The 26,946-nt window shown below is 61.9% G+C and carries 28 protein-coding genes; 17 read left to right on the top strand and 11 right to left on the bottom strand.

Annotated features, from left to right (window positions below; translation table 11 throughout):
* Window positions 1–7 precede the first annotated feature (7 nt).
* Window positions 8–202: a hypothetical protein gene (locus AB0I57_RS09925; protein ID WP_358333652.1), complete on the top strand. Its 195-nt coding sequence runs from the start codon at window positions 8–10 to the stop codon at window positions 200–202.
* Here AB0I57_RS09925 and AB0I57_RS09920 read toward each other — a convergent pair.
* On the bottom strand, window positions 190–963 hold the full coding sequence (locus AB0I57_RS09920; protein ID WP_358333649.1) for a Mut7-C RNAse domain-containing protein: 774 nt from the start codon (window positions 961–963) through the stop codon (window positions 190–192). The genes AB0I57_RS09925 and AB0I57_RS09920 overlap by 13 nt on opposite strands.
* Before the next feature lie 467 nt (window positions 964–1,430).
* Between AB0I57_RS09920 and AB0I57_RS09915 the strand changes: the two genes are divergently transcribed.
* Together AB0I57_RS09915 and AB0I57_RS09910 are read left to right on the top strand one after the other, a co-directional pair.
* Window positions 1,431–1,886: a TerB family tellurite resistance protein gene (locus AB0I57_RS09915; protein WP_358333646.1), complete on the top strand. Its 456-nt coding sequence runs from the start codon at window positions 1,431–1,433 to the stop codon at window positions 1,884–1,886.
* 129 nt (window positions 1,887–2,015) lie between these two features.
* Window positions 2,016–2,591, top strand: coding sequence for a TerD family protein (locus tag AB0I57_RS09910; RefSeq protein WP_358333643.1), 576 nt, complete (start codon window positions 2,016–2,018; stop codon window positions 2,589–2,591).
* A 63-nt stretch (window positions 2,592–2,654) separates the two neighbouring features.
* On the opposite strand, the gene AB0I57_RS09905 is transcribed toward AB0I57_RS09910, so the two are convergent.
* The 4 genes from AB0I57_RS09905 to AB0I57_RS09890 all read right to left on the bottom strand — a co-directional run bounded on the left by AB0I57_RS09905 (window position 2,655) and on the right by AB0I57_RS09890 (window position 5,988).
* Window positions 2,655–3,647, bottom strand: a complete 993-nt coding sequence (locus AB0I57_RS09905) for a bile acid:sodium symporter family protein (protein ID WP_358333640.1) — start codon at window positions 3,645–3,647, stop codon at window positions 2,655–2,657.
* 118 nt (window positions 3,648–3,765) lie between these two features.
* Window positions 3,766–4,422 (bottom strand): hypothetical protein, encoded by a 657-nt coding sequence (locus AB0I57_RS09900; protein ID WP_358333638.1) that lies wholly within the window; start codon window positions 4,420–4,422, stop codon window positions 3,766–3,768.
* 153 nt (window positions 4,423–4,575) lie between these two features.
* Window positions 4,576–5,568 carry a DUF1648 domain-containing protein gene (locus AB0I57_RS09895; RefSeq protein ID WP_358333635.1) on the bottom strand — a complete coding sequence of 331 codons (993 nt, stop codon included), beginning with the start codon at window positions 5,566–5,568 and terminating at the stop codon, window positions 4,576–4,578.
* 18 nt (window positions 5,569–5,586) lie between these two features.
* The gene (locus AB0I57_RS09890; protein WP_358333632.1) at window positions 5,587–5,988 is read right to left on the bottom strand and encodes an SdpI family protein; all 402 of its coding nucleotides are present in this window, start codon (window positions 5,986–5,988) and stop codon (window positions 5,587–5,589) included.
* A gap of 118 nt (window positions 5,989–6,106) precedes the next feature.
* On the opposite strand from AB0I57_RS09890, the gene leuS reads away from it, so the two are divergent.
* The 4 genes from leuS (at window position 6,107) to AB0I57_RS09870 (ending at window position 10,938) form a co-directional block, all read left to right on the top strand.
* Window positions 6,107–8,944, top strand: coding sequence for a leucine--tRNA ligase (gene leuS / locus AB0I57_RS09885; protein ID WP_358333629.1), 2,838 nt, complete (start codon window positions 6,107–6,109; stop codon window positions 8,942–8,944).
* Window positions 8,945–9,063: 119 nt separating this feature from the next.
* Window positions 9,064–9,444 (top strand): nuclear transport factor 2 family protein, encoded by a 381-nt coding sequence (locus tag AB0I57_RS09880; RefSeq protein WP_358333626.1) that lies wholly within the window; start codon window positions 9,064–9,066, stop codon window positions 9,442–9,444.
* Between the two features lie 105 nt (window positions 9,445–9,549).
* Window positions 9,550–10,221, top strand: a complete 672-nt coding sequence (locus tag AB0I57_RS09875) for an isochorismatase family protein (RefSeq protein WP_358333624.1) — start codon at window positions 9,550–9,552, stop codon at window positions 10,219–10,221.
* A 66-nt stretch (window positions 10,222–10,287) separates the two neighbouring features.
* Entirely contained in the window at window positions 10,288–10,938 is a 651-nt protein-coding gene (locus AB0I57_RS09870) for a maleylpyruvate isomerase family mycothiol-dependent enzyme (protein WP_358333621.1), read from the top strand.
* Window positions 10,939–10,941: 3 nt separating this feature from the next.
* Here the strand turns inward: AB0I57_RS09870 and AB0I57_RS09865 are convergent, their stop codons facing one another.
* From AB0I57_RS09865 to AB0I57_RS09855, 3 genes are all read right to left on the bottom strand, one after another.
* Window positions 10,942–11,283: a hypothetical protein gene (locus tag AB0I57_RS09865; protein ID WP_358333618.1), complete on the bottom strand. Its 342-nt coding sequence runs from the start codon at window positions 11,281–11,283 to the stop codon at window positions 10,942–10,944.
* A gap of 181 nt (window positions 11,284–11,464) precedes the next feature.
* Window positions 11,465–12,133 (bottom strand): SDR family oxidoreductase, encoded by a 669-nt coding sequence (locus AB0I57_RS09860; protein WP_358333615.1) that lies wholly within the window; start codon window positions 12,131–12,133, stop codon window positions 11,465–11,467.
* 37 nt (window positions 12,134–12,170) lie between these two features.
* Window positions 12,171–12,575, bottom strand: a complete 405-nt coding sequence (locus tag AB0I57_RS09855; protein WP_358333612.1) for a TIGR03668 family PPOX class F420-dependent oxidoreductase — start codon at window positions 12,573–12,575, stop codon at window positions 12,171–12,173.
* Between the two features lie 415 nt (window positions 12,576–12,990).
* Between AB0I57_RS09855 and AB0I57_RS09850 the strand changes: the two genes are divergently transcribed.
* A complete protein-coding gene (locus AB0I57_RS09850) occupies window positions 12,991–13,803 on the top strand; it encodes a cyclase family protein (RefSeq protein ID WP_358333609.1) in 813 nt (270 codons plus the stop codon).
* Window positions 13,800–15,227 carry an MmgE/PrpD family protein gene (locus AB0I57_RS09845; RefSeq protein WP_358333606.1) on the top strand — a complete coding sequence of 476 codons (1,428 nt, stop codon included), beginning with the start codon at window positions 13,800–13,802 and terminating at the stop codon, window positions 15,225–15,227. The genes AB0I57_RS09850 and AB0I57_RS09845 overlap by 4 nt, the downstream gene beginning before the upstream one ends.
* Here AB0I57_RS09845 and AB0I57_RS09840 read toward each other — a convergent pair whose 3' ends face one another.
* Together AB0I57_RS09840 and AB0I57_RS09835 are read right to left on the bottom strand one after the other, a co-directional pair.
* Window positions 15,228–16,067 carry an aldolase/citrate lyase family protein gene (locus AB0I57_RS09840; RefSeq protein WP_358333605.1) on the bottom strand — a complete coding sequence of 280 codons (840 nt, stop codon included), beginning with the start codon at window positions 16,065–16,067 and terminating at the stop codon, window positions 15,228–15,230.
* A complete protein-coding gene (locus AB0I57_RS09835; protein ID WP_358333602.1) occupies window positions 16,064–16,870 on the bottom strand; it encodes an IclR family transcriptional regulator in 807 nt (268 codons plus the stop codon). The genes AB0I57_RS09840 and AB0I57_RS09835 overlap by 4 nt, the downstream gene beginning before the upstream one ends.
* A 219-nt stretch (window positions 16,871–17,089) precedes the next feature.
* Here AB0I57_RS09835 and AB0I57_RS09830 point away from each other — a divergent pair, with 219 nt between their 5' ends.
* The 8 genes from AB0I57_RS09830 to AB0I57_RS09795 all read left to right on the top strand — a co-directional run bounded on the left by AB0I57_RS09830 (window position 17,090) and on the right by AB0I57_RS09795 (window position 26,058).
* On the top strand, window positions 17,090–18,322 hold the full coding sequence (locus AB0I57_RS09830; protein WP_358333599.1) for an ABC transporter substrate-binding protein: 1,233 nt from the start codon (window positions 17,090–17,092) through the stop codon (window positions 18,320–18,322).
* Window positions 18,319–19,314: a branched-chain amino acid ABC transporter permease gene (locus AB0I57_RS09825; protein ID WP_358333596.1), complete on the top strand. Its 996-nt coding sequence runs from the start codon at window positions 18,319–18,321 to the stop codon at window positions 19,312–19,314. The genes AB0I57_RS09830 and AB0I57_RS09825 overlap by 4 nt, the downstream gene beginning before the upstream one ends.
* Window positions 19,311–20,354: a branched-chain amino acid ABC transporter permease gene (locus AB0I57_RS09820; RefSeq protein ID WP_358333593.1), complete on the top strand. Its 1,044-nt coding sequence runs from the start codon at window positions 19,311–19,313 to the stop codon at window positions 20,352–20,354. The genes AB0I57_RS09825 and AB0I57_RS09820 overlap by 4 nt, the downstream gene beginning before the upstream one ends.
* Complete coding sequence (locus AB0I57_RS09815) at window positions 20,351–21,070, top strand: ABC transporter ATP-binding protein (protein WP_358333590.1); 720 nt, start codon at window positions 20,351–20,353, stop codon at window positions 21,068–21,070. Before AB0I57_RS09820 ends, AB0I57_RS09815 begins: the two co-directional genes overlap by 4 nt.
* Complete coding sequence (locus tag AB0I57_RS09810) at window positions 21,067–21,789, top strand: ABC transporter ATP-binding protein (RefSeq protein WP_358333588.1); 723 nt, start codon at window positions 21,067–21,069, stop codon at window positions 21,787–21,789. Before AB0I57_RS09815 ends, AB0I57_RS09810 begins: the two co-directional genes overlap by 4 nt.
* Window positions 21,790–21,983: 194 nt before the next feature.
* The gene (locus AB0I57_RS09805) at window positions 21,984–23,351 is read left to right on the top strand and encodes an FAD-binding protein (RefSeq protein ID WP_358333585.1); all 1,368 of its coding nucleotides are present in this window, start codon (window positions 21,984–21,986) and stop codon (window positions 23,349–23,351) included.
* Window positions 23,352–23,380: 29 nt separating this feature from the next.
* Window positions 23,381–24,853, top strand: coding sequence for a dihydroorotase family protein (locus AB0I57_RS09800; RefSeq protein ID WP_358333582.1), 1,473 nt, complete (start codon window positions 23,381–23,383; stop codon window positions 24,851–24,853).
* On the top strand, window positions 24,850–26,058 hold the full coding sequence (locus AB0I57_RS09795; RefSeq protein WP_358333579.1) for a CoA transferase: 1,209 nt from the start codon (window positions 24,850–24,852) through the stop codon (window positions 26,056–26,058). Before AB0I57_RS09800 ends, AB0I57_RS09795 begins: the two co-directional genes overlap by 4 nt.
* Before the next feature lie 36 nt (window positions 26,059–26,094).
* Here the strand turns inward: AB0I57_RS09795 and AB0I57_RS09790 are convergent, their stop codons facing one another.
* Window positions 26,095–26,727, bottom strand: a complete 633-nt coding sequence (locus AB0I57_RS09790) for a TetR/AcrR family transcriptional regulator (protein ID WP_358333576.1) — start codon at window positions 26,725–26,727, stop codon at window positions 26,095–26,097.
* Window positions 26,728–26,946: the final 219 nt, after the last annotated feature.

Below are 26,946 nucleotides of genomic sequence, written 5' to 3'. Positions count from 1 at the left end.
GGCAGACATGATCGACGCCTGCGACGGAACGCTGATCGTGCATGCGCTCTACCCCGCCGAGTGCACGGACGAGTCGTGTGTCGAGCTGTCCGAGGTCCGGCACGCGTTGATCATCGACTGCGGCGAACTCGATGACTGTGCCTGCCAGGACGAATCCAACCAGGAAGGATCATCCAGGCAGGAATTGCCTCACGCCTCCTGAGCATCCGGCATGAGCTGGACCCCTGCCTCCGCCGCCAGCCACCGGCGTAGCCGCGGAAGGTGGCTGCCCGACCAATACAGCTGGTCACAGTCGCGGCAACGGTTGAAGGAGTGCGAGTGCCGCGCGACTCCCGGTGGTGCCACGGCGAGAGCCTCGCCTCTGGGCACCGGATCCAGGAGACCGTTGCAACGTGCACATCTGGTGAAGGGCGCGATCTGTGATTGGAGGTCGAAGCGGTCCAGGACTTCTCGCAGCTGACGTCGGGGGTTTGTTTCGTGTATGAAGGCGCCGTGCGTCAGCGCCGACCGCTTGAGGATTCCCGTGTCCCGCGTGAGAACTGTACGGTGCTCGGTCAGGGAAATATCCACCAGTTCGGTGTCGGCGAAATTGTTGCTGTAGCGGGTATCGAAACCGAGTAGCCGGAGGTAGCCGGCGAGGCGACCGAGATGCACGTCCAGCACGAAACTCGGCCGCCGTAGGGGGCGGGGCCTCAAGGCCGTCACGCCGGTGAGGTCGAAACGCTCGAAGACCGGATACACGGCGACACGTTCGCCGCCGCGAAGCCGGTGCGAGAAGTTGACCGACACCTCGTCGACCAGGATCAGGTCCACCTCTGTGTGCGGCACACCCAGCGATTCGATCCGATCCTTGACCGACGGTGTGCCGTCGAAGTCGTGCTGGAAGGCCTGCTTGCGTCGTATCGGCGGCAGAAAATCGTTCAGTTCCTCGTAGAAGCGGAACTCACAACGGCGTAGCGACATCGCGGATCACCTCTGGTCGCCTCGAGTCTATCGCCGTGCGGCGGAGTGCGACTCCTCGAGATTCGCCCTTGGTGTATCGGCGGTGTTCCTAGGGGTCACTGTCCGGATGGTCCGTTGAGCGTGTCAGCATTGGAGGGTGCCCGCCCGTGGGGAGCGGATGGGCTGCAACAAAGGAGAGCATGCTGCTATCGAAGGGTTGGAAGACCGACCTTGTGAACGACCGGCTCGACACAGCCGGCAACTGGGATCGGGAACCATCCGGAGACCCTGGGTACGGAGTAAGAAGGCACACCGTGGGATTGGGCTCACAAAGTGCACCGGAAGATGCTCCGACCAGGAGTGCACCCAGCATCAATTCCGACAGTGAAACGTTCAGCGCAACTGCGATTGCACTCTCACATCGCAGGACTGCGCCTATGTCGGCACTGACTCGTATGTGCCGAGCAACACCGAAATAGGAGGACCACATGGGTTTCTGGGATCAACTCAAGACCAAGACGCAAGAGTTGAACGGGCAACTCCAGACGAAGACTGCGCAGTTCAAGAACAAGGAGTTCGCCAACGGCGCCATGGCGATGTGTGCGCTCATCGCGGCAGCCGACGGCAGCATCGATGCTTCGGAAAGACAGAAGACGGCCGCGCTGATCATGTCCAACGAGGCACTCAAAGTGTTTGCGCCGGATGAGCTTCGTCAGAAGTTCGACTGGTTCTGCGACAAGCTTCAGGGCGACTACGATTTCGGCAAGGTCGAGGCCACGGCAACGATCGGCAGACTGAAGGCGAAGCCCGAGCAGGCGCGGGCAGTGATTCAGATCGGCATCATCATCGGCGGCGCCGACGGCAACTTCGACGCCGACGAAAAGACGGCGGTCAAGGAAGCGTGCTTTGCCGTGGGTATCAACCCAGGCGAGTTCGACCTCTGAGACGAGCGTCGCGCGTGCGGCGGTCGTCGCTCGTCCGGATTCTGTTCAGCAGCAGCAACTCTGTTCCACAGACCCCGATCACCCGAACCATCGGGAATCAACACAGCAACAAGTTCAGGAGGACCAAGTATGAGCGTTAGCCTGACCAAGGGTGGAAACATCTCATTGACCAAGGAAGCCCCCGGTTTGACCGCGGTCTCCGTCGGTCTCGGCTGGGATGTTCGCACCACGACCGGGCAGGACTTCGACCTCGACAGCTCCGCGATAGCGCTGGGCGCCGACAAGAAGGCTGTGTCCGGCAAGCACTTCGTGTTCTACAACAACCTCGAGTCGCCGGAGGGTGCGATCAAGCACTCCGGCGACAATCTGACCGGTGAGGGAGCCGGCGACGACGAGGTGATCAAGGTCGACCTCGCCGCCGTACCGGCGAACATAGAGTCCATCGTGTTCCCGGTGGCGATTTACGACGCCGACAACCGCTCGCAGTCGTTCGGTCAGGTCCGCAGCGCGTTCATCCGCATCGTCAATCAGGCCGACAACTCAGAGCTCGCGCGCTATGACCTGTCGGAGGACGCTTCCACCGAAACCGCGATGGTTTTCGGTGAGCTCTACCGCAACGGCTCGGACTGGAAGTTCCGCGCTATCGGTCAGGGCTATGCATCGGGTCTGGCGGGCATCGCCCGCGACTACGGCGTCACCGCCTAGACCTCCAGCGGCTACGGCGGCGCGGCTGATCAGGATCAGTTGCGCGGCCGTAGCCAGGTGAGTCTATTGCTGGGCGGCAGAGTGCGACTGCTCGAGATTCCGCCTGGCGTATCTCTGTGCGATCGCAGCACAGACAATCAGCTGCAACTGATGGAAGATGATCAACGGCAGTACGATCAGGCCCACCGGTTCACCGACGAACAGGACGCTGGCCATTGCGAGTCCCGCAAGGCTCTTCTTCGATCCGCAAAAGATGATGACCATCTGGTCGGGAGTACTGAATCCCAGCACGCGGCCGGTGAAGGTTGTGATCGCCAGAACCGAAGCGAGAAGGGCCGCACACACGGCCACTACACCGATCACCTGCGTGAGGGAGACGGTGTTCCAGACGCCTTCGCTCATGCTTGCGCTGAAGGCCCAGAACACGATGAGGAAGATCGAGCCGCGGTCGACGAATTTGGTGGGCTCGCGGTACTTCTGCAACCAGTCGCCGATGAACGGCCTGAGCAATTGCCCGACGAAGAACGGCACCAGCAGCTGGAGCACGATGTCCGTGATCGACGTCAAGTCGATGGCAGCGCCGCCTTCGGTGCTCATCAGCAGAATCACCAGAACCGGTGTCAGGAACACCCCGACGAGGTTGGACAACGACGCGCTCACAATCGCGCCGGCTACGTTGCCCCTCGCGATGGACGTGAACGCGACCGACGTTTGGATCGTCGACGGAACCAGGCACAGGTAGAGGATGCCGGTGTACAGGTCTTCGCTGAGCACACCTGGGACCAGCACACGGAACGCGAGTCCGACCAGCGGGAAGAGCACGAAGGTCGCGATCAACACGACGGAATGAAGACGCCAGTGCTGCAATCCCCGCAGCGCCTCCGTTGGCGACAGGCGTGCACCGTTGAGCAGGAACAGTAGGCCGATCGCGATGCGGGTGGCCCAGTCGAGGACCGTCTGGCCAGTGCCCGAGGCGGGAAAGATGCTCCCCAGAACCGCCGCAGCGAGGATTCCCAAGATGAATCCATCGATGTAGAACCGGCTGAGGAACTTCACCGTCCCCAGAATAGAGCGGAGCGGCCGCTGGGGCTTAGGACGAAGTGGCCGCAGGGTTATCAGGCGGTGGGCGGGTGGTTATCCACCGCCCACCGCCCCTCGGAAGTGGCCTTACGAATTAGGCCTCCGATAGCTCTGCGACCTTCGTCCACTCGCCGCAGCCCGCTGTCGTTGTGAATTTGGCGTCGGTAGCCTCGATGATCACTGTCGAGGCCATGCCGGGCTCAAACGTTTCGCCCAGGGAGACTGCAGTTTCTTCAGCGCCAAGTCGCTCCCAGGTGCAGGTCTCGTCGCTGACATTGTGGTAGATGCCCGGTGTGACGTCTCCGTCACTGTCGCCGACGGTGTGGCTACCTTCCCCGGCGTCGATGTCATCGGCCAGCATGTTCCCCAGGCTGCCCGTGTTCCACACGATTCCGGACGATGAGACCGAGGTCGGGGGGTTCGGCACGCTATCGACCCATTCCCAGTCCGCGCAGTCGCTAGTCTTGAACTCGGTGTCGGTGGCCTCGATGATCACTGCACCGGCCATGTCAGCTACCGACGTCTTGCCTTCGGCAAGCTCGGCCTCTTCTGCACCAATACGCATCCAGTTGCAGTTTTCACCGCCGGCGGTGCGGTAGATGCCCGGTGCCATCTCTTCTTCACCGGTGCCGACGGTGTGTGTATCAGTACCGTCGAAGGTGGGAGGTTCCGACTCCTGTGCGTTGGCCACCCCACCCGTCAGTAGTGCCAGCGACGCCACTGCGGCGATCCCGATTCCTGTCTTACGCATGCCACTCCGTCTTCGATCGTTGTCGCGGTGCCCCATGGGCGCTGATCAAGTGAGGAGGCTACATCAACCGGCCGACAGCGGCCGCTCCAAATTCCGGGAATCGCTGTGATGGTCAACACATTCAGTCGACTGAGTCGACCCTGGGTCTCCGGGCTACGGCTCAGCAACTCGATCATGGTCGTACCGGAAGCGCCTGTCGGCGAAAGAGTTCAAGACCCCGGCCATGCGATCGGCTTGGGCACTCGTGACCGTCAACCGATCACCGCACGCCGTTGTGATGATCACAGCCGGTCCCGTCTTCGTAACGACACCGAAGTTCCGCGGACCCTTCACCACGAATCCCCAGCCACGGAAGTCGGCGAAAGGCTTGATCGGCTCGACTCGCGCGCCCTCGATTTCGTCGATGCCGTAGTGCAGTGCGGTCATGCCCATATTCACGACTCTGATGCCGGACCGATCGGCCACCACCTGGAACCGCACTCGGCTAACGATCAGTAGTCCGAGCGGAACGAATACGGCCAGCGGCCACCACCCGTCCACCAGCAGGCACATGCCTATGGCCGGGGCGATCCCGACTAGAACGAGCAAGACCAATGAGCCGACAGTGCCGAAACCGACAGTGTCGGCTACCGCACCCGGAGTGTCAGCTCGCGGCAGTTGGGTGTCGGGAGGCTGTGTGGCGCAAACCCGTCGACGGTAGTCGCGTAGCAGTGAGGCGCCTACCATCCCCACGACGAAGCCGAGTGAAAAGCCGAGGCCGACAGACCACAGAGGAAGTTCGGTGTCTGCGGCATCTCGGACATCGAGCTGTTCGCTCAGCATCACCACCTGCACCGTCAGGATCAAGCCGACCACGGACAGCCCGACGACCAGCATTGCGCGCCGCATCATGAGCATCGCCGGGGCCAATGCCGAGATCGCCGAACACCCGCCACCGATCAGAACTGTCGTCAAGGCGAAGGTCCACGCACTCGACATCGGGGTCGCGAAGCCGCTCGATGACGTGGTGGTCCAATGGGTGGCGAGTTCGGCCGGGAGACGCTTTTCCCACGCCTTCGTCAGGATCACGCCGGACAGCGCTGCGACGACCGGCAGGAGGAGGCCGAAGAGTGCTCCGGCCGGGTCGGTGATGCGTGTGTGATTCACCGAACGATCGTCAACCGATCAGGACGGCTGGCAGGCGTCCTTCAGTGAGCAGGCGCCGCAGGAACTCCCGCAGGCGCCGGTGTCGGGGGCAGGCATTGCTGCTGCGGCGCGCGCGGCGATGGATCCACCGGAAGCCGCTGTGAGCCCGGCGGCAACGACGCTGGCGAGGAGGGCGCCGATTCCGACGGCTCCGCCGATCAGGATTCCGGCGACTCCGCCGATGACGAGGAGCCCGGCAGAGGCGAGCAGTGTGGGGCCTGCGACCTTGTTGGCCAGCACGAAGGTCTGATCATCACGCAATGTCTCGGGGGTTCGGACGCCCGCCCACCGGTTGCGCGGGAGGCGTTCGGTCAGGCCTGCTACGGCGACACCGGAGACCGCGACAGCCAATACGAACAGCAGGATGGAGACAATCAACACCAGACCAGGATACGGCCAACCCGGATGCACAAGTGATCCCGGGTTGAGTGAGGTTCTACCCTGGTAACGGGTATCACCATTGTCCAAGAATGAATCAGCCAAGTAGATAGCGACCACAGTGACCGAGCACGTGCAGCACGTCAACCCTTCCGACGCGATCCCGCAGCACCGCTATACCGCGGAACTCGCCGGCCAGATCGAGCAGCGCTGGCAGGACCGGTGGAGTGCCGAGGGTACGTTCAACGCGCCCAATCCAGTCGGTCCGTTGGCGGGCGAGGTTCCCGCCGACAAGCTGTTCGTTCAGGACATGTTCCCGTACCCGTCCGGGACGGGACTGCATGTCGGTCACCCGCTCGGCTACATCGCCACCGACGTGTTCGCCCGGTATCACCGCATGCTCGGCCACAATGTGTTGCACACTCTCGGATACGACGCCTTCGGTCTGCCGGCAGAGCAGTACGCGGTGCAGACGGGCACGCACCCGCGAACCACGACCGAGGCCAACGTAGCCAACATGAAGCGACAGTTGCGTCGCCTCGGACTCGGTCATGACGAGCGTCGTACGTTTGCGACTACCGATGTCGACTACTACCACTGGACGCAGTGGATATTCCTGCAGATTCATGACGCGTGGTTCGACGAGGCGGTGGGCAAGGCTCGTCGGATCTCGGAGCTGGAGGCCGAATTCGCTTCGGGTGAACGCACGTTGGAGGACGGTCGGGACTGGAAGTCGTTGCCGAATGCCGAGAAAGAGACAATCCTCGACTCGTATCGCCTTGTCTACCATACTGATTCGATGGTCAACTGGTGTCCCGGCCTGGGAACCGTCTTGGCCAACGAAGAGGTGACCGCAGACGGTCGTAGCGATCGCGGTAACTACCCGGTATTCCGCAAGCACTTGCAGCAGTGGATGATGCGGATCACCGCCTATGCGGATCGACTCGTGGACGACCTCGAGTACCTGGACTGGCCCGAGAAGGTCAAGACCATGCAGCGCAACTGGATCGGACGCTCACACGGCGCCCAGGTACGCTTCGCTGCCGATGGTCATGAGGTGGAGGTCTTCACGACGCGCCCGGATACCCTGTTCGGCGCAACCTACGTGACGCTGGCGCCCGAGCACGATCTGGTAGATCAACTCGTCGCCGAGAAATGGCCCGAGGACGTCGACCCCCGCTGGACCGGTGGTGCCGAAAGTCCAGTGGACGCTGTTGCGGCGTATCGGAAGTCGATCGCGTCCAAGTCGGATCTCGAGCGGCAAGAGTACAGGGAGAAGACGGGGGTCTTCCTCGGCACGTATGCGGTCAACCCGGTCAACGGGCACAAGCTGCCGGTGTTCATCGCCGACTACGTCCTCACCGGCTACGGCACGGGCGCGATCATGGCAGTTCCCGGTCACGATCATCGCGACTGGGAATTCGCAACGGAGTTCGGCCTCGACATCGTCGAAGTCATCTCTGGTGGGGACATCACGAAGGACGCGTACGTCGGTGACGGCACACTGGTCAACTCGGACTTCCTGAACGGGATGACCGTATCCGAGGCGAAGAAGGCCATCATCGAGCGGCTCGAGGCGGACGGAACCGGCACCGGCACCATCGAGTACAAGCTGCGTGACTGGCTGTTCGCGCGCCAGCGTTACTGGGGAGAACCCTTCCCGATCGTGTACGACGCTGACGGTGTCGCGCATGCCCTTCCGGAATCGGCTTTGCCCGTGGAACTTCCAGAGGTCGAGGACTATGCGCCGGTCTCCTTCGATCCCGACGACTCTGCCTCGGAGCCCTCTCCCCCACTGGCGAAGGCAGTCGACTGGGTGAACGTCGAGCTGGACCTCGGTGACGGACTGCAGACCTATCGCCGCGACACCAACGTGATGCCGCAATGGGCGGGGAGCTCGTGGTATCAGCTGCGCTACATCGACCCGACCAATCCGGACGTGTTCTGCGACAAGGAGAACGAGCGATACTGGACCGGTCCTCGTCCGCAGATTCACGGGCCGAACGACCCCGGTGGCGTCGACCTGTACGTCGGTGGTGTCGAGCACGCAGTGCTGCACCTGCTCTACGCGCGGTTCTGGCACAAGGTGCTGTTCGACTTGGGCTACGTCAGCTCCAGCGAGCCGTACCGCCGTCTCTACAACCAGGGCTACATCCAGGCCTATGCCTACACCGACGCTCGCGGCGTGCACGTTCCGGCCGAAGAGGTGGAAGAGAAGGACGGGAAGTTCTTTTATCAGGGCGTGGAGGTCGAGCGCGAGTACGGGAAGATGGGCAAGAGCCTGAAGAACTCCGTGTCGCCGGACGAGATCTTCGAGGAGTACGGTGCCGACACCCTTCGGGTGTACGAAATGTCGATGGGCCCGCTGGACACATCTCGTCCGTGGGCAACCAAGGACGTCGTCGGTGCGCAGCGCTTCCTGCAGCGTGCCTGGCGGGTGGTGATCGACGAGGCGTCCGGTGCACTCCGTGTCACCGACGACGCTCCGACGGAGCAGACGCTGCGCGCGTTGAACAAGACGATCGCCGGCGTGAACGAGGACTACACGGCTCTGCGGGACAACACGGCTGCGGCCAAGCTGATCGAGTACACCAACCACCTCACGAAGGCGTACCCGGACGGCGCTCCACGCTCTGGGGTGGAACCGTTGGTGCTCATGCTGGCACCTCTGGCCCCGCATCTCGCGGAGGAGTTGTGGTCTCGGCTCGGGCACGAGAAGTCTCTGGCGCACGGACCTTTCCCGGTAGCCGACGAGAAGTGGCTGGTAGAAGACAGCGTCGAGTATCCGATCCAGGTCAACGGCAAGGTCCGTAGCCGCGTGACCGTCTCGGTGGATGCTGCGCGTGAGGACATCGAGAAGATCGCACTCGCAGACGAGAAGATCGTCGCGCTTCTGGACGGCAAGGATCCACGCAAGGTGATCGTGGTCCCCGGGAAGATGGTCAACGTTGTCGTCTGACGCCGGTGGAGGCTGCGCAACTCGATATTCGCAGCCGCTCCAGGAATGTCTTCCTGACGGCCCGCTGTCGCGTTAGGCTCATGATTAGAACACGTTCTAATCATTGAAGGAGAGCAGCGATGGCACCGGCCGCAGAAGACATCCGCAAGACCGTCGAAAGGTATGTGGAGGCGGTGGCGACAGGGACGGTTGACGACGTCCTCGCTCTGTACGCCGAGGGCGCGACCGTGGAGGACCCGGTGGGTACCGAGCCGAGGACCTCGGTGGAATCGTTGCGCGAGTTCTACAGCGTGCTCGAACCGATGCAGCAGACCGGTGAACTTCTGACCCTGAGGATTGCGGGCAACTCGGCCGCGTTCCACTTCTCCTTGGTCACCGACCTCGGGGAGCAGAAGCTCGAGATCGCACCGATCGATGTCATGACCTTCGACGACAGCGGCAAGATCACCTCCATGAAGGCGTACTGGGGGCAGGAGGACATGATCACGCGCGCCGACTGATTGCCGGACCCGCCCACCTCGCCGTAATCCGGCCCGCCTGTCGCTTCCCCCCTAGTGTGGACTGAAACATGGTTGGAAGACAGCACGCACCGAAGGGGTCGTACCGTGCTCGATCAGAACCGTCATTGGGGTCGGAAAACCGAAGAAATCTACAAGAATGCCGGACTGGGAGAGCCATCTCCGAGAGGCGATCGTCCGGCGATCGTCGTTGTCGACCTCACCCGTGGCTTCACCGAACCCGATTACCCGAGCGGTGCAGACCTGACCGAAGTCGTCCGTGCAACTGCCCACCTGTGTGATGTTGCCCGCGAGCACGGTGTACCGATCGTCTACACCAAGATCGCTTACAGCCAGGCGGAAGCGGAAGGGGGTTCGGTCGCCTGGCTGAAGAAGGCCCCTGGATTCCGGGTGTTGCGGGACGGTTCACAGGAGGTCGAGTTCGACCCGCGGTTGACGGTGACCGCCGATGATCACATCATCACGAAGAAGGGCGCCTCGGCCTTCTTCGGTACTCCCCTTGCCGCTGTGCTTACCGCCCTCCGTCGCGACACCGTCATCGCCTGCGGCGCCACCACAAGTGGCTGTGTCCGGGCGACAGTGGTCGATGCCGTGCAGTCAGGATTCGGTGTTCTGGTGCCTCGCGAGTGTGTCGGTGACCGGGCCGAAGGTCCGCATGAAGCGAGTCTGTTCGATATCAACGCCAAGTACGGTGACGTTCTCGACCTGTCCAGCACACTGGACTACCTCGAGACACTCCAGTCCGACGCAATTCGATAGGGCAATTGCCCAAGCTCGAGCCGAGATTCCGCGGTCGAGTCATTCCCACGCACTACCATCGTGTGCGTGACTTCGCCGCGCGCTGAACTGACTTATCTCGAGGTGCTCGATGCTGTAGCGGAATCTCAGAGGGCGGTGGAAGCGAGTCTGGAATCGCTGACCGACGGTCAGGTATCGGAACCTTCGAAGCTGCCCGGATGGAGCCGCGGGCATGTGATCACGCATCTCGCGAGGAACTCCGATGGGTTCAATCGGTTCGCCCTCGGGATCCTGACCGGCGAGTCGGTGCCCGAAATGTACCCGGGTGGTCCTGCTGCACGCGATGCGGCGATCGAGGAAGGTGCGGGACGTCCGGCGGAGTTGCTCGCGGCTGATTTTCGCTTTGCCAGCCGAAGGATGCTCGATTCGCTGCGACAGATCGGCGAGGACCGGTACGAGATGCCGGTGAACTATCGCAAACCCGCCACCGTCCGAGATATTCCGATACTGCGCTGGCGGGAACTCGAGATCCACCACGTCGACCTCGGCCTGGGCTACACGGCGGATGATTGGCCGGAGACCTTCGTCGAACACACATTGCGGACGCAGCTACCCGAGCTGAGTGCGCGCCATCCGAACGTCGCCGTGCCGGAGCTTTCGCGTAACGAGCTGTTGGCCTGGCTGGTCGGACGTCCCACGCGGGAGGGCTTGCCGCCCGTACCCGCGTGGCCGTTCTGATTGTCAGGCGTATTCGGCAGTTTCGAACGAGGAGACGTTGTCCAGGGCATCCCAGATCGCGACGTAGCGACGCTGAGTCATCTCGTCGACGTCGGAGAGCAGACCGTCGAAGAGGGACTTCGGGTTGGCTTCCCATGACCGCACCAAGATGTCGACGTCATGGCGCGTGAACAGACCTGACCGCGCGGCAGCCTCGATCCACTCGTCGAAGTCGCCGGCGTGGATGCGCTCGATGGCCCCGAAGTCGACCTCGCCGTCGCCGAGATCGAGCGTGAACATCGAAGCGAACATGTCGTCGACAGTTGCGACAACTGTGGCTTCGAGCGTTTGCTGTGCGGTATTCATCGTGGCAATTCCTCCTGAAGAGCCAGGTTGAAGACCCGACTCACGTTGGCGCCCGAATAACGAGATGAACTCGAACGAATAACGAGTTGAAATCGAAGGCGACTGATGAAAAGAGTTTAGAGCTTTTCCTTCTCTTTAGACTTGTGACATACATCACTCTTTTTCTTTGCCATCAGCGCACTCAGCGTACCTTCAGGACCACTTCGGTACAGTGCGCATCCTTCGGCGTGTCGACGATGTCTCGCACTGCTCTTGCGACGGTCGTGGGCCTTATGTATTTCTCGGGGCGATACTCGTTGCCCTCGCCTGCCACGATGGCTCTCTGCATGTCGGTGTCGGTCCGCCCAGGGTGCACCGAAGTGACCCGCAGGGAGGGCTCTTCTTCTCTCAGTACGTCCGAAAACGCCCGCAGGGCAAACTTGCTCGCGGCGTATGACCCCCATCCGGCTCTGGCGTTGAGGCCGGCACCCGAGTTGATCATGATCACGTGACCGCCGGACGATCGGAGGGCGGGAAGCAGGAGTCGCGTGAGTTCGGCCACCGCGACCACATTCGCTTCGAGGGTGCGCTTCCACTGCTCGACGCTGGACTCCGCGATGGTGTCGAGGTCGGCGACACCGGCGTTGTTTACCAGAACATTTAGTTGCTCGATCGGGGCGCACGCAGTCGCGACCGCGTCGTAATCGGTGAGTTCGACGGGCCAAGGTGTGGCGCCGGGGAGTTCGCGGAGAATGTCGGTCAGCGATTCCGCGGACCGCGCGCCGAGAAGAAGGTCGTGGGTGGGTGCGAGTTCACGAGCGATCGCGGCGCCGAGACCTCGGCTCGCTCCGGTGATGAGTGCTGTAGGCATGCCGTCGAGGCTACGACGCCGGCATTGGCAGATTTGGTCATTGGGCGGACCAGTGGTGCCACCGAAGGCTGCGGACGGCAATCACCGGTCCCTCCGGTCGACGCTCGACGTACTGCGGATACTTGGCGGCAAGAACATCGAGTGCGCAGATGCCCTCGGGTGTGCCTGCATCGAGGATCTCGGCCTGTCCGTTGACGCAAACCCACCACAGTTGGTTCCAGTCTTCGTCGTAGTGGTCCACCAGAACCGAGACGGCAGGGTTTGCTGCGATGTTCTGTAGCCGTCGTAACGCTGTGGTGCGCTTGGGCTTGTGGTCGACCGAGGAGTAGATGGTTTCGGAGTCGAGCGCGAAGACGATCGGCACGAGATGCGGCACGCTCCCCAGCCCGACCGTGGCGAGCCGCGCGACGCGGGCCGACGCGAACTGCTCGACCGCTTCCATCACCGCTCCATCACGTAGTCGGAATTAGCCGGCGCCGGCACGCAGAGTTTCTCCCACTGTTTGCAAGACATGGGTACCGGCGCGGCGTCTGTCACCCAACCAGTATCCAATGCCGGGTTGAGTGGATGTCAACCAAACAGATGTCTCGAAGATGGAATATGTTCCGCTCATCGGAACAATTCGAACTAGCGTGGATGGCGGTGATGTATCGAACGAAAGCAGAGGTCATGATGCTCGAGGCAAATTTTCATTGTTTGTCACCCGTAAGCCAGTCGTGCGATGCTGTGTATAGCGTGATGAATTCATGACACCACGTTTCGCTGAACGAAACGGTGTGGGCCTTGCTGCCTGCCATCACGCATGAGCACACCAGCCATCGGCGGCCCTCGTGAAGCCGCAACGAAGGAGGCAATCGATGTCCGACCAACTCCTCCGGACCGTCCAGGCCGGAGTGACGATCACCGACCTCGGCCGGCAACTGCGCGTCGGGATGGCGCAGTCGCCGAATCATCCACGGTTCTGGCACACCTTGCCGCGACGTCATGGAGACGTCACTCGACCCGACGGCGGCAGCGCCGCCAACGACCTGATCACGATGGGCACCCACGTTGGCACCCACATCGATGCTCTTGCACACGTGTCACAGGACGGCAAGATGCACGGCGGAATCGATGCAGCTCGAGCTGGGGTCGGCGGGAAGTACACCGAACTAGGAGTTCACACCATCGAGCCCATGATTCGCCGGGGTGTGCTGCTCGATATTCCTCGGGTCCTCGAAATCGAACGCTGCGAAGGGGGTTACGAGATCACGGCGCGAGATCTCGAAGCAGCCTGTAGCCGGCAGGGTGTCGAGGTGGCGGAGGGTGACGTCGTTCTGATTCGAAGCGGTTGGGCGCAGTTGTTCGATGTGCGCCGGTTGTATGTCGGGCGCGAGTCGGGTGTTCCCGGGGTAGGCGAGGAAGGCGCACGCTGGCTCGCAGAGAAGAAACTGCATGCCGTGGGCGCGGATACCATCGCCTTCGAGCGCCTCGCGCCGGGTAACGGTCACGCTGTGCTTCCTGCACACCGAGTGTTGCTCGTGGAGAGCGGCATCTACATCATCGAGACCCTCGACCTCGAAGAGTTGTCGGCAAAACAGCGATACGAGTTCACTTTCGTGCTGGTCCCGTTGAACTTCTTCGGCGCGACGGGGTCTCCGGTGCGTCCACTCGCGGTGACCTCGGCATGACGGACCCGACACTTGCACAGAGGTTGGCCCGGTTCGCGTCTGCGACTCACTTCGAAGATCTTCCGGAGGAAGTTGTAGACAGCGTCGGTATGCGAGTACTGGACACCTTGGGCATAGCTATCGCGGCCACCAGCTTGGAGACCAGTCGAGCTGCCACGGCATGGGCGTGCGAACAGGGAGGGTCGGCCTCAGCGTCAGCGATCGGACTCGATGTGGCTCTGCCTGCCCCGATGGCAGCTTTCGTCAACGGTGTCCTGGCCCACTCCCTCGATTTCGACGACACGCACCTGCCTTCGATCCTGCATCCCAGCGCGAGTGTCGTTCCGGCGGCGTTGGCGGCGGCTCAGCAGCACCAGGCTGACGGCCGGACCCTGGTACGCGGTATAGCGATCGGGTTGGAAGTGTGCGTCCGTCTGGGTATGGCCGGTTTCATTCCGGCAGCCAAGAACTCGATGTTCTTCGAACATGGACAACACGCGACGTCGATCTGCGGCTCGATGGGCAGTGCGGTCGCTGCGGCGGTGATCGGTGGCGGGTCCGAAGAGCGCATCGTCCACACGTTGGGTATCGCAGCGTCGATGGCGTCGGGCATCATCGAAGCCAATCGAACTGGGGGAACCGTCAAACGGATGCACTGTGGATGGGCGGCGCACTCGGCACTGGCTGCGGAGGGTCTGGCTCGGCACGGCATCACGGGACCGCCCACCGTATTGGAGGGCAGGTTCGGCTTCTTCCAGGCATGGCTCCATCAGGCAGGTCGTGAAGCCGAGATCGCTGACGGACTCGGGACCAACTGGGCGGTGCCGGGCATCTTCTTCAAGCCTTATCCGGCCAATCACTTCACCCATGCGGCAACCGACGCGGGAGCCGCACTACGTCGTCGCGGCGTTTCACCCGACCAGATAGAGCGTCTGGTGCTCGGTGTACCGGCTGCGATTCTGCGCACCATCGGCGAGCCCATCGAGGTCAAGCGAACTCCCGCTACCGGATACATGGCGCAGTTCAGCGGTCCGTACGCGGTGGTGGTCGGCCTACTCGGTGGGGGTGGCCTCGGTGCTGCGCTCGAAGACTATTCGGACGAGTTGGCTACATCCGCGCAGCGCCGAGCCTTGATGTCCAAGGTCGACGTGGTACCGCATTCCCGGTGCGACGAGATCTTTCCACAGCAATTCCCTGCGGTGCTGACAGCAACTCTCACTGACGGAACGACACTGGTCGAGGAGGTCCTGACCACGCGCGGAGGTCCGGAGCGCCCGTTGTCGTTCGAGGAGGTGTCGGCGAAGTTCACCGCGAACGCCGGGCCGTTCCTCTCCGATCGTGACATTGCCGACCTCGCCGCGCGCTGTCGTGCCCTGGCCGACCTCCCGGAAATCGGAGTACTTCTAGAGCCCTTGACCTCGGTCGGACAGTCGAGCGTCCGGTGATCACGCGCGGGCGAGGATTTCTCTCGCGCCACGAACCACCGCTTCGTCGACGAAGCGCCCGCGATCGTCGACGGTCGGTCCGCCGTGTGCCAGCTCGTAGAGCTCCAGCAGGCGGCGTGCCTGGATCACTTCGTCATCCGAGGGCGTCAACGCTGCGTTGATGATGGGTATCTGGCTGGGATGCAATGCTGTCCGGCCGCGGAATCCCATGTCGACCATGCGTGCTGTGCTGGCGACGAAGGCGTCGAGGTTGCGGAAGTCGGTCGACGTCGGCGCGATGGGAGCGGCAAGGCCGGCGGCAGCACACGCAACGACGACCTCGGTGCGCAGCGAATCGATCACCGCAGCGGTCTCGGGTGTGTTTCGGATCCTCAGGTCTGCCAGCAGGTCCACCTCTCCGATTCCGAACGTGCGAACCCGACCGCATGCGGCCATCTCCGGCAGTGAGCGCAGCGACCTGGAGGATTCGATGAGCCCGATGACAGCGATCGCTCGCAGGGATCGCTCCGTCTCATACCGTGTGAGCAATTCGTCTGTTCGAGCCAGCGCGCCGACCGAGCATTTGGCGACCACGATCCCGTCGATGCCGGGGCGCGCGACCGATTCGAGGTCCTCGGCCAGAAATTCCGGGGTGACACGAACCCAGATCTCGGTGTCCTTGACGGTGCGAGTCCCGAGCCATCCGCTGACGTCGGCGCGTGCGCGAGCCTTCTCGGTCAGCGGCACCGAGTCTTCGAGATCGATGATGATGGCGTCGGCATCACCAGCAGCCGCCTTGGTGAACAGCTCAGGCTTGACTGCAGGGACGTAGAGAAACGAGCGAGGGGCTGTGAGCGTCATCTTTCGGCAAGGTCTTCCAGAATTCTCGTGATCGACCGCGCTGCGGAGACGACTTGGCGGGCGTGGACTATGTGCTCGGCGTCTGCGGTCGACGAGTAACGGAACGCCGGACCGGATGAACTGACCGATCCGAGAACGCGACCGGCGGAGTCGAAGAACGGAGCCGCAATGGAGGCTGCCCCCGTGTTCCGCTCGTTGATCGACGTCGCATGTCCGTTCTCGCGGATTTCGCTCAGACGTGCGAAGAACACGCCTGCATCCACATCTTTGTCGGGCGAGGTTTCGCGCAGCTCCTCGAGGGACTCGACAGCGATATGGTGCGGGAGGAAGGCGAGGATGGCGCGGCTCGATGCGCCCGAGTGCAGCGGATATTGCGGCCCGATCTCAACGACCATCTTCACCTCTTGTGGGCTCTCATACTGATCTAGGTAGACGCGCCTGTTGCCGACGAGCAGCGACAGCGTCGCAGTCTCGCGTGTCTGGTCGCGCAGCGACTGCAGGACAGGCGCGGCGAGGGACCGAATATCGAGCTGACTCCATGCCTTCGGGCCGAACCCGATCGCTGCGGGGCCCAAGGAGTAGGTCGATTCCCCCGCCACTGGCTGCACTATCGAGCGCGATGCCAACGACTGCAGAATCCGGTGCACCACCGACTTGCTCAGTTGCAGATTGCGTGCGATCTCGGAAACGCCAAGCGCGCGATCTGATTGCGCGAAAGAGATGAGTACATCGGCTACGCGATCTGCCGACTCGGTGCCGCTCGACGTTTCTGCAGCGAACCTGGATCTGGGAGTTACAGCCATTCACCGAGCCTTCCGATGTATTTATGTTCCGCTCAGCGAACCATACCTTGAAACCGGACAATCACGAAAGGGCCTGTTGCAAGTACGTGACACGTGCCATACTCGTCCGCAGGAAGAGTAATGACCGTTTCAATGGCGCGCTGAGCGGAACGCTGGAGGGTATTGCCTGAGGAGTTCGACTCGGCGCCCGGGAAGAGGACGCGGAAAGCAGAAGCGACCATGAAGAAGCTTGTAGGGGCGCTGACGGCCGTCGTGGTGATGGGCGCAGCAGCGTGTGGATCTTCGACCGGACCCGACGACACGGGTCCGATCAAGATCGGTTCGGTGCATCCCACGACAGGCGCTCTTTCAGGTGTCGGAGGCTTGATGCACGAGGGCGCCGCGATGGCAGTGTCTGATATCAACGCTGCAGGCGGCATCGCTTCGCTGGGGGGCCGTCCGCTCGAACTGGTCGAGGGTGACAGTCAAGGAAAAGCCGACGTCGGGCGAAGTGAGGCGCAGCGACTCATTTCCGGCGGGGCGGTGGCACTGGTCGGCGCCTACCAGAGTGACGTGACCCAGAACCTCACATCTATAGCTGAACGGGCGCGGGTGCCCCTCGTGATAGATGTCGCTATCGACGATCGGATTCTCGCTCATGGCTACGACTACTCGTTTCGCATACAACCCGACGCGTCCACTGTCGGCAGGGACGGAGCAAGGGCGCTGGTCGACATAGCGAAGCAGGCCGATCAGGCTATCGACAGGGTCTCGTACATTCATATCGAGGGCGCGTACGGTGAAAGCGCGTTCCATGCGTTCGAGAGGGAAGCCAAGAATCAGGGAATCTCCTCGGTTCAGGAGATCAGCTATCCCGCAACGAACTTCTCCGACGCCACTACGGTAGTTCGTGAGGCTGCGGTATCCAACCCGGACGTCATTGCCGCCACCGGCTACTACCCTGACAGCCTTCTCGTTGCCGACGCTGTCGAGCAACTGAACTTGAACGTGAAGGGTGTCTACGGCGTTGCCAACGGCGGCTTCGACGACAGTTCTTTCCCCAGCGACGCTGGAGCGGCCGGTGACGGTGTGCTGAGCGCCAACTACCACTTCGACGGAACGAGTGAGCGAGTCAACGACATTCGCGCGCGGTTCCAAGAGCAGTACGGCCGCTCGATGGAGACCACGGCCGTGCTGTCCTATCAAGCGGTCGAGATAATTGCGGCCGGGCTCGAAGAAGGCGCCGATACGAACCCTGAGGCACTGCGCAATTCGATCGCCGCGCTCTCGATCGAGGATCCGCTGGTGGCAAACGCCGGACCGATCGAGTTCGACGAGACCGGACAGAACAAGAACGCACTGGCGATTGTGATGCAGGTACGCGACGGCGCGATCGCACAAGTGTTCCCCGAAGAATTCGCTACCGATGCCATCGCGTTCCCGATCGGAACAGGAATGGAAACGGGCCTGTGAGCGTCACATCGACCGCGACTGGCGAATCTTCGCAGAGTCGACGTAACGCGCAGGATGTCAGTCCAGGACTTGCAGTAGGTTCGATCTGTGCCGTGATCCTGGCGGTCATCTACCTCTTCGGAGAGAGGGACCACGCGCTCGTCACCCAGGCTGTTGTATCCGGGCTCCTGCTCGGCGGTGTCTACGCGCTGATCTCGGTCGGCTTGACTCTGATCTTCGGTGTACTCGGAATCGTGAACTTTGCGCAAGGGGCCATGCTGACCATGGCTATGTACCTCGTGTACGCGCTCTCGACTGCAGGCCTGCCCGTCTATCTGGCAACCATCGCTGCCGTGCCCTTGATGTTCGTGTTCGGCATGATCGTGCAGTCGACGTTGCTCACCAAGCTCACGATCAGCGGTAGTCACGAAGGCCCGTTGCTGGTCACGCTCGGACTGTCGTTGCTGATCACCAACGTGCTGTTGATGATCTTCGGCGGCAGACCCAAGTCGGTTCAGGCACCGGTCGAGGGTGCCGTGTCGATTCTCGGGGCCGTCGCATCGTGGCCGCGGGTGCTGGCGTTCATCGGAGCGGCGATCGTCGTGGTGGCGCTGAAGTTGGTCCTCGAGCGCACACCGCTCGGATTGTCGATCAGGGCTGTTGCGTCGAACTCCGACGGAGCCAAGCTCGTCGGCGTCGATATTGGCAGAGTGTATGCCCTCACGTTCGGTATCGGTGCCGCTTGTGTCGCCGTCGCCGGCGGCTTGATGACGCCGTTCACCAGCCTCACACCGACGGTCGGCGAGCAGTTCACCATCCTCGCATTCGTGATCGTCGTCCTGGGTGGGCTCGGAAGCGTGGTCGGCGCCATGGTGGGTGGGCTGGTTATCGGGCTCGTACAAACCGTCGGTGCCATCTATCTGCCCGGAACCGGTTCGCTCATCTTGGTTTTCGCGGTGTTCATCCTTGTTCTGTTTCTCAGACCTCAAGGTTTGTACGGAGCTCGCCGATGACCATGACGGTAGAAGCGCCGACTCCGGTGAAACAGGAAGACCCACTGAAAGATTCGTGGCTACGACGCCAACTGGTCACCCTCCTCGTCGGGTTCGTGATTGTCGCCGCTCTCCCGCTCTTTCTCGGTGATCAGGCACAGACCGTTGTTGTTCGCACGCTGATCTTCGCGATCATGGCGGTCGGGTGGAACATCATGAGCGGGTTCGGCGGCATGTTCAGTTTCGGACATGCAGCATTCTTCGGTATCGGGGCCTATACCGGCGCGTATCTCTTGGTCGATCACGGTATTTCACCATGGGTCTCGATGGTGATTGCCGCCGCCATTGCCGCCGTCGTGGGAACGCTGATCGCCTATATGTGCCTGCGATACCAGCTCGCCGGAGCGTATTTTGCGCTCGCTACATTCGCTTTCGCGCAAATGTTCTTGCTGCTGGCGCAAAATCTGGATGCGCTCAACAAGACCGATGGCTTCAATATTCCCATTCTGTCCAGTGACTCGTGGGCGATGCTCCAATTCGAAATGGGGAGCCCGATCTACATCTGGATACCGTTGACCATCCTTGCGCTCGCAGTGCTCGGCACCATCTTCTACACACGCTCGCGCGCGGGCCAGTTCGTTCAGGCTGTGCGTGACGACGAGACTGCGGCAGCATCTCTCGGTATCAACACGTTGAAATACCGGCTCATCGCAGTGGCGGCAAGCTGTGCGATCACCGCCGTAGCTGGTGTGTACTACACGCAGTACTACTTCTACGTGGGGCCGGAACAGGCGTTCGGCGCGGCGGTCTCGGTCGAGGCCATCGTTCCCGCCGTCATCGGAGGAATCGGCACCATCTGGGGCCCGGTGGTAGGCGCGGCCGTCGTCGGGCCGTTGTCCGAGGTGATCAACGATCTGCTGCGCAGCCCACCTGCATTCCTCGAATTCCTCCAAGGGACTATCGGTTTCGACGTCGTCATCTACTCGGTGATCCTGATCTCGATCGTCATCTTCCTGCCCAAGGGGATCTTCGGCTCCATTCGTGAGAGGTGGCGTCGATGAGCTTGCTGTGCATCGAGGGCCTGAGCAAGTCGTTCTCGGGGATACATGCGGTACGTGAGGTCACCCTCGACGTTTCCGAGCGCGAGTTCGTCGGCATCATCGGACCGAACGGCGCAGGCAAGACCACGCTCTTCTCCGTGCTGTCCGGCGAGCAGCCTCCTACCGAGGGTCGCGTAACCTTCGACGGCACAGACATCACCGGATGGCCCGCCGACAAGATTGCGAGAGCAGGCCTGGTCCGAACCTTCCAACTCATGCGGCCGTTCGAGTCCATGACGGTGCTGGAGAACGTCACCATCGCTGCGCTTTCCAGGCATCGCAGGCGTGCGGATGCACGACGCCATGCGTTGGAGGTACTCGACCGTGTGCAACTCTCCGACCAGGTCGGCGGCAGGATCTCGACCATGTCGACGGCAAGCCTCAAGCGACTCGAGCTCGCCCGCGCGCTGGCGATGGAACCGCGCGTTCTCCTACTCGACGAGGTGCTCGCGGGGCTGGTGCCAACCGAGCGCGCGCCGATGATCGACCTGTTGCGCACGCTGCCGAAAGCGGGACTGACAGTCCTGTTCGTCGAACACATCATGGCCGCCATCATGGCGTTGTCGCAGCGATTGGTCGTCATGCACGAAGGGGCGGTGCTGACCCAAGGGGATCCGCGCACCGTGGTCGAGGACCGTCGCGTCGTGGAGGCTTATCTCGGTGAGGAAGCGCCATGATGCTCGAGATCGACAACCTCCACGCCGGTTACCGGCGCCTCGAGATCTTGCACGGGCTCAACCTGAAGATCGCCAAGAGCGAGATCGTATCGCTCATCGGCGCCAACGGAGCGGGCAAGACGACGACGCTTCGTGCGCTGTCCGGTCTTGTGAGTGCGACCGATGGTCGGATAATGCTGGACGGAACGGATATCCGTGGAGTACGTGCCGATCGCATCGTCAAGGCCGGTCTGGTTCACGTGGCTCAGGACCGAGCGTTGTTCGGCAGTCTTCCGGTGTCCGAGAACCTCGAAATGGGGGCGTACACGCAGAAGCGAAGCTCGATGAGTGACTCACTCGAGCAGGTCTTCGATCTGTTCCCGATCCTCGCGGAGCGGCGCAAGCAGCGTGCCGACACCATGTCAGGAGGCCAGCAGCAGATGCTCGCCATCGGCCGCGCGCTGATGGCTCGTCCTCGCTTGCTCACGCTCGATGAGCCGTCGGTGGGATTGTCGCCGAAACTGGCTGCCGAAGTTCTCGAAGCAATCGTGCGGATTCGGGACAACGGCGTGACCGTGCTGATCGTCGAGCAGAACGCAGCGCAGGCACTTGCCATTTCCGACCGCGCATATGTGATCGAGAGTGGCTCGATCGTCTTGTCGGGCACCGGATCCGAACTCGGAAGCGACGATCGAGTAAAAGCTGCCTATCTGGGCATCGAAGCGGACCCCGGCCTCTGATTCCATGGAGATCTACTCACATGCACCTCTTGACGACCACGTTCACTCGCTGCGACGACACAGAGCCTGCGTCGCAGGTTGGAGCGATCCCGGCGACGCGGCATCGAATCCTACGCCTGTCCCGCTCTCGAATTCGAGGTCTACGACATCGTGAACACGCGCATACCAAGCCGCGCCCTTCTCGAGGGCACGACATGAACTCGAAGGGGCCGGATCTCGTCGTCGCGGGCGCCGGAGGCGGTCTCGTCGCAGCCCTACGCGCCGCGGAGCGAGGACTCGATGTGTTGGTCGTCGAAGCAAGCGAGCACTTCAAGCGGGGGAACAACACCGCGATGTCGACCGCGATGATCCCCGGCGCCGGATCCCGATGGCAAAGGGAGCAGGGCGTCGAAGACTCACCCCAGCTATTCGTCGACGACGTGATGCGCAAGACCCGAGGAACGGCTGATCAGCGCCTTGCATTGGCTCTGGCGAACGTCAGTGCACCGCTGGTGGAATGGTTGGCGGACCACTTGAAGGTGCAGCTCGACCTGGTGACCGACTTCTCGTATCCCGGGCATTCACAGTCGAGATGCCACACGGTCGAGGGCCGTCACGGCAGCGCATTGCTCGATCATTTGGTCCGCTGCGTCACTGACGAACCGAGGATCGACATGCTGATCCCTGCGCGACTCGCCAACGTGTCGGTCGGTGCCAGTGGTGCAGTGAACGGGGTAAGCGTGAGACTGCGCGACGGTAGCACCGAGTCGATTCGCACACCGGCTGTCCTGTTGGCTACCAACGGTTACGGCGCCAACTCCGAGCTGGTGTCCAACTACGTGCCCGAGATCGCCTCTGCCCGATACCACGGTAGCGAGTACTCGGCCGGCGACGCATTGACTATCGGCCAGCGGCTCGGTGCCGACTTCGCCTTTCTCGATTCCTACCAAGGACACGCGGCACTTTCGAAGAAAGCCGCGACGCTGGTCGGCTGGGCGACGGTGATGCACGGCGGCGTAATCCTCGACTTGGAGGGACGCAGATTCGGTGACGAGACCAGTGGTTACTCGGAGTACGCGGCCCTCTTGGCAGCACGTCCGCAATCTGAGGGCTGGATAGTTTTCGACCGGTACATCTACGACAAGTGCTTGGTGTTCGACGATTTTCGTCAAACCGTCGATTCGGGTGCAGCGGTGTGGGCCGATGATGCGGCGGACCTGGCACGCGTCACAGGACTTCCGGAGTCCGCGGTGGTGGGAGAGTTGGCCGCGCTGGAGTCTTACGCGCGTGGCAGTGCCGCGGATCCATACGGGCGTACGTCGTTCGAACACGAGTTGATGGCCCCGTACGTGGCTGTCAAGATCGTTCCCGCGCTGTTCCACACACAAGGTGGACTCGTCGTCGACCAGAGCGCGAGAGTGTTGAAGCCGAACGGCTTGCCTATCGGCGGACTGTATGCCTCCGGCGGTGCCGCGATGGGTATCTCAGGTCACGGGGCCGCCGGGTATCTCGCGGGCAATGGTCTCCTCTCAGCCCTCGGTCTCTCCTATCTTGCGGCCGACGCCGCCGCTGATTCCGTATGACACTCGCATCTCATTTCGAAAGGACCGCCATGTCGAATTCATCGTTGCTGATCACCAATGCGAGGGTGATTCGGCCCGGTCCCGATGCGCCCGAGGAGGGCGAATTCGTCGATTTGCTGATAACAGACGGCAAGTTCACTCGTATCGAGCCGAACATTGCCGCCAAGGCATCCGATACCGTCGTCGACGCCTCCGGAAAGGTGGCGTTTCCTGGGGTGGTGGATGCACACCAGCACTGGGGAATCTACAACCCACTCGGCGAAGACGCCGAGACCGAGTCTCGGGCGTGCGTGCAGGGCGGTGTCACCACGTCGTTGTCGTACATGCGGACCGGACAGTACTACATGAACACCGGTGGCGCGTACGCGGACGTATTCCCTCAGGTCCTGGCGGCCACTCGAGACCGCCCGTACGTTGACTACGCATACCATCTCGCGCCGATGTCCAGACAGCACATCGACGAAATTCCCTCGCTCATAACGGATCATGGTGTGACGTCTTTCAAGATCTTCATGTTCTACGGCAGCCACGGGTTGCATGGTCGGTCGACTGATCAACGCGAATTCCTCATGACGCCCGAGGGAGAGCGTTACGACCTCGCGCACTTCGAGTTCGTCATGCGCGGTATCCAGGCCGCACGTGAGCAAATGGAAGACAAGGCCGATCACATCTCTCTGTCGCTGCACTGCGAGACCGCCGAGATCATGAGCGCCTACACAAAGATGGTCGAGGAGGAAGGCTCGCTGTCGGGCCTCGCCGCATACAGTGCGTCACGCCCACCGCATTCGGAGGGACTCGCCATCACCATCGCGTCTTTCCTCGCGGACGAGACCGCACTACCGAACATCAACCTGCTGCATCTGTCTTCGCGAAAGGCGTTGACTGCTGCGATGCGAATGGCCAAGGCCTTTCCACACGTCAACTTTCGTCGCGAGGTGACCATCGGCCACCTGCTGGCCGACATCGATACCGCACACGGCCTCGGCGGAAAGGTGAACCCACCGCTTCGCCCCCGTTCCGACGTAGAAGCTCTGTGGGAGCACTTGCTTGCAGGTGACCTCGACTGGGTGGTCAGCGACCATGCTTGCTGTAGGGACGAGAAAAAGTTCGCCGAGGATCGTGGTGACGTCTTCGCAGCGAAATCCGGATTCGGTGGCGCCGAATACCTGCTTCCCGGGTTGGTCAGCGAAGGCCGCAAGCGTGGTCTGAGCTGGCGACGTATCGCTCAGCTGACCTCACTCAATCCCGCGCGACGATACGGGCTTCCCGGTAAGGGAGACATCGCGGTCGGCATGGATGCCGACCTGGCGCTCGTCGACCCGAACCACAACTGGACGATAAGGAGTGAAGATTCGGAATCCACTCAGGAATACTCGCCCTTCGAGGGATTCGAGTTGGGCGCCAAAGTCACCGACACCTTCGTTCGAGGCCAACGAGTGCTGACCGCCGGAGTGGTGACCGGTGAGCCTGCAGGCCACTACCTACACCGTCCGTACAAATGACAGCCGAACAGGTAGCTGACGGCCCACTGCGCGGCGTGAAGGTGCTCGACATCTCGACCATCCTCGCGGGGCCCTTGGCGGCACAGATCCTCGGAGACTTCGGTGCGGAGGTCATCAAGATCGAACATCCTTCTCGGCCCGACGGTATGCGCGGGCATGGGTTGGCCAAGGACGGCCACCCGCTCTGGTGGACGATGGTGAGCCGCAACAAGCGGACGATGACCCTTGATCTGAGCAAGAAAGAGGGCGCGGAGTTGTTTCGGCGCCTTGCGGCCGAGTCGGATGTCGTGGTCGAGAATTTCAGACCCGGCACACTCGAACGGTGGGGCCTCGACTACGAGACGCTCTCCGAGTCGAATCCCGGCCTGATCTTGTTGAGAGTTACGGGATTTGGTCAAACCGGTCCATACTCGCGGCGTCCCGGGTTCGGCACGCTCGTCGAATCGATGAGCGGCTTCGCGGATCTGACCGGACCGGCTGACGGTCCACCCACACTGCCGGCCTTCGGCCTGGCAGATTCGTTGGCGGGTATCGCTGGATCCTCTGCGGTGTCGATGGCGCTGCTGCACCGCGCGAACAATGGCGGCAAGGGTCAGGTGATCGACCTGGACCTGTTGAGTCCCATCATGACTGCAGTGGGGCCGGGCATCGTCTACGCAGACCAGCTGGGTATCGATCCGGAACGTACTGGGAACCGCTCCAGCAACAACTCACCGCGCAATCTCTACAAGACGGCAGATGATCACTGGTTGGCGATCTCGACCAGCGCGAACTCGATTGCCGAGCGGGTCTTGACGCTGGTCGGCCATCCCGAGGTGATCGACGAGCCGTGGTTCGAGACTGGACGCCAGCGCGCCGCGCACGCCGACCTGCTCGACAAGTATGTCGGTGAATGGATCGGTGAGCGCACGCGTGAGGAAGTCGTCGACGCGTTCGAGAAGGCTGGAGCCGCTGTGGCTCCCGTGTACAAACCGAGCGAACTGCTCGAGGACCCACAGGTCAATGCAATCGAAATGGTTACCACCGTCGGCGACGAAGATCTGGGGCCTGTTCGTATGCAGAACGTGATGTGGCGAATGACGGGCAGTCCTGGGAGTATCCGGCATACCGGTCGTGCGTTCGGAGCGGACACCGACGAGGTGCTCGCAGAACTCGGCCTGAGCAATGACGCCATTGCCGCCCTTCGTGGCAGCGGTGTGATTTGAGGACTTGTCGCCTACGTCGGTCCAACCAACGAACAGCTAGACCGGACGCGTCACGCTGCCGAGCAGATATTCGATTCCTGACCGTACCTCCGACTCACTGGCTTTGCCTGCGAGATGGTTCATCACCGCGTGAAGGAAGAGTCCGTCGAATAGCGCATACGTCAGCGCGGGGTTCAATGAGGGCTCACGTCCGCTCAGTTCGGCGTATCGGAGTACGACTCTGAAAATCATGTCTTCGATATCTCGGTCGAGTGCGGCCACGTCCGCGGCGAGGACGTGTTCGAACATTGCCTGAGATCGAATGTCGTACCACAGCCGCTGCATTCGAGCGTCCTCGATCATCGTCGAAACGACGGCGCCGCTGAATGCCTCGAGAACGTCCTGCGCGGTCTCGCCATCCTGGACGAGGGAGTCGTACCGTGCGATGCAGCGGTTCTTGTAGCGCCGAACGCAATAGGTGATCAGTTCCGCTTTGTCGTGAAAGTAGTAGTGCAGCGTGCCGTGAGTGAAGTCCGACCTTTCCGCGATGTCACGCAGCCCGGTCCGGGCATAGCCCTGCTCGGCGAGGGTCACGAGCGCGGCATCGGCAAGTTGCATGCGGCGATCTTCGAACTTGTCGACCGGTCGCTTGCGCACGCGCGTAGCCGACCCCCCCAATGTCTTCTTCATCAGACCCACCTTTGATTCGTACTCATCCGACACGAGGCCCCCGACACGACGGCCCATCCGCATAACGGCCAATCCTGCATGACGACCGAAAGGCCGAACGTCAGGATCCGAGAGCGGATTGCCGGTTACAGGTACACCTTATCCGACGATCTTGACGATCGGCCCAAAAACACTGGACAGCTGTATTCAGTTTGCTTGACAGGTGTCCGAATTTCTCTT

This window comes from Rhodococcus sp. NPDC049939, from assembly GCF_040656415.1.
Taxonomy (GTDB): domain Bacteria; phylum Actinomycetota; class Actinomycetes; order Mycobacteriales; family Mycobacteriaceae; genus Rhodococcus_F.
Note: the sequence above shows the minus strand (reverse complement) of the source record. Positions and strands in the feature narration are given on the sequence as shown.

Excerpts from the sequence above, each read along its gene's own strand:
- AB0I57_RS09925 (WP_358333652.1), top strand. The coding sequence starts at position 8 with ATGATCGACGCCTGCGACGGAACGCTGATCGTGCATGCGCTCTACCCC.
- AB0I57_RS09920 (WP_358333649.1), bottom strand. The coding sequence starts at position 963 with ATGTCGCTACGCCGTTGTGAGTTCCGCTTCTACGAGGAACTGAACGAT.
- AB0I57_RS09915 (WP_358333646.1), top strand. The coding sequence starts at position 1,431 with ATGGGTTTCTGGGATCAACTCAAGACCAAGACGCAAGAGTTGAACGGG.
- AB0I57_RS09910 (WP_358333643.1), top strand. The coding sequence starts at position 2,016 with ATGAGCGTTAGCCTGACCAAGGGTGGAAACATCTCATTGACCAAGGAA.
- AB0I57_RS09900 (WP_358333638.1), bottom strand. The coding sequence starts at position 4,422 with ATGCGTAAGACAGGAATCGGGATCGCCGCAGTGGCGTCGCTGGCACTA.
- AB0I57_RS09880 (WP_358333626.1), top strand. The coding sequence starts at position 9,064 with ATGGCACCGGCCGCAGAAGACATCCGCAAGACCGTCGAAAGGTATGTG.
- AB0I57_RS09865 (WP_358333618.1), bottom strand. The coding sequence starts at position 11,283 with ATGAATACCGCACAGCAAACGCTCGAAGCCACAGTTGTCGCAACTGTC.
- AB0I57_RS09860 (WP_358333615.1), bottom strand. The coding sequence starts at position 12,133 with ATGCCTACAGCACTCATCACCGGAGCGAGCCGAGGTCTCGGCGCCGCG.
- AB0I57_RS09855 (WP_358333612.1), bottom strand. The coding sequence starts at position 12,575 with ATGGAAGCGGTCGAGCAGTTCGCGTCGGCCCGCGTCGCGCGGCTCGCC.
- AB0I57_RS09850 (WP_358333609.1), top strand. The coding sequence starts at position 12,991 with ATGTCCGACCAACTCCTCCGGACCGTCCAGGCCGGAGTGACGATCACC.
- AB0I57_RS09845 (WP_358333606.1), top strand. The coding sequence starts at position 13,800 with ATGACGGACCCGACACTTGCACAGAGGTTGGCCCGGTTCGCGTCTGCG.
- AB0I57_RS09840 (WP_358333605.1), bottom strand. The coding sequence starts at position 16,067 with ATGACGCTCACAGCCCCTCGCTCGTTTCTCTACGTCCCTGCAGTCAAG.
- AB0I57_RS09835 (WP_358333602.1), bottom strand. The coding sequence starts at position 16,870 with ATGGCTGTAACTCCCAGATCCAGGTTCGCTGCAGAAACGTCGAGCGGC.
- AB0I57_RS09830 (WP_358333599.1), top strand. The coding sequence starts at position 17,090 with ATGAAGAAGCTTGTAGGGGCGCTGACGGCCGTCGTGGTGATGGGCGCA.
- AB0I57_RS09820 (WP_358333593.1), top strand. The coding sequence starts at position 19,311 with ATGACCATGACGGTAGAAGCGCCGACTCCGGTGAAACAGGAAGACCCA.
- AB0I57_RS09815 (WP_358333590.1), top strand. The coding sequence starts at position 20,351 with ATGAGCTTGCTGTGCATCGAGGGCCTGAGCAAGTCGTTCTCGGGGATA.
- AB0I57_RS09810 (WP_358333588.1), top strand. The coding sequence starts at position 21,067 with ATGATGCTCGAGATCGACAACCTCCACGCCGGTTACCGGCGCCTCGAG.
- AB0I57_RS09805 (WP_358333585.1), top strand. The coding sequence starts at position 21,984 with ATGAACTCGAAGGGGCCGGATCTCGTCGTCGCGGGCGCCGGAGGCGGT.
- AB0I57_RS09800 (WP_358333582.1), top strand. The coding sequence starts at position 23,381 with ATGTCGAATTCATCGTTGCTGATCACCAATGCGAGGGTGATTCGGCCC.
- AB0I57_RS09795 (WP_358333579.1), top strand. The coding sequence starts at position 24,850 with ATGACAGCCGAACAGGTAGCTGACGGCCCACTGCGCGGCGTGAAGGTG.
- AB0I57_RS09790 (WP_358333576.1), bottom strand. The coding sequence starts at position 26,727 with ATGAAGAAGACATTGGGGGGGTCGGCTACGCGCGTGCGCAAGCGACCG.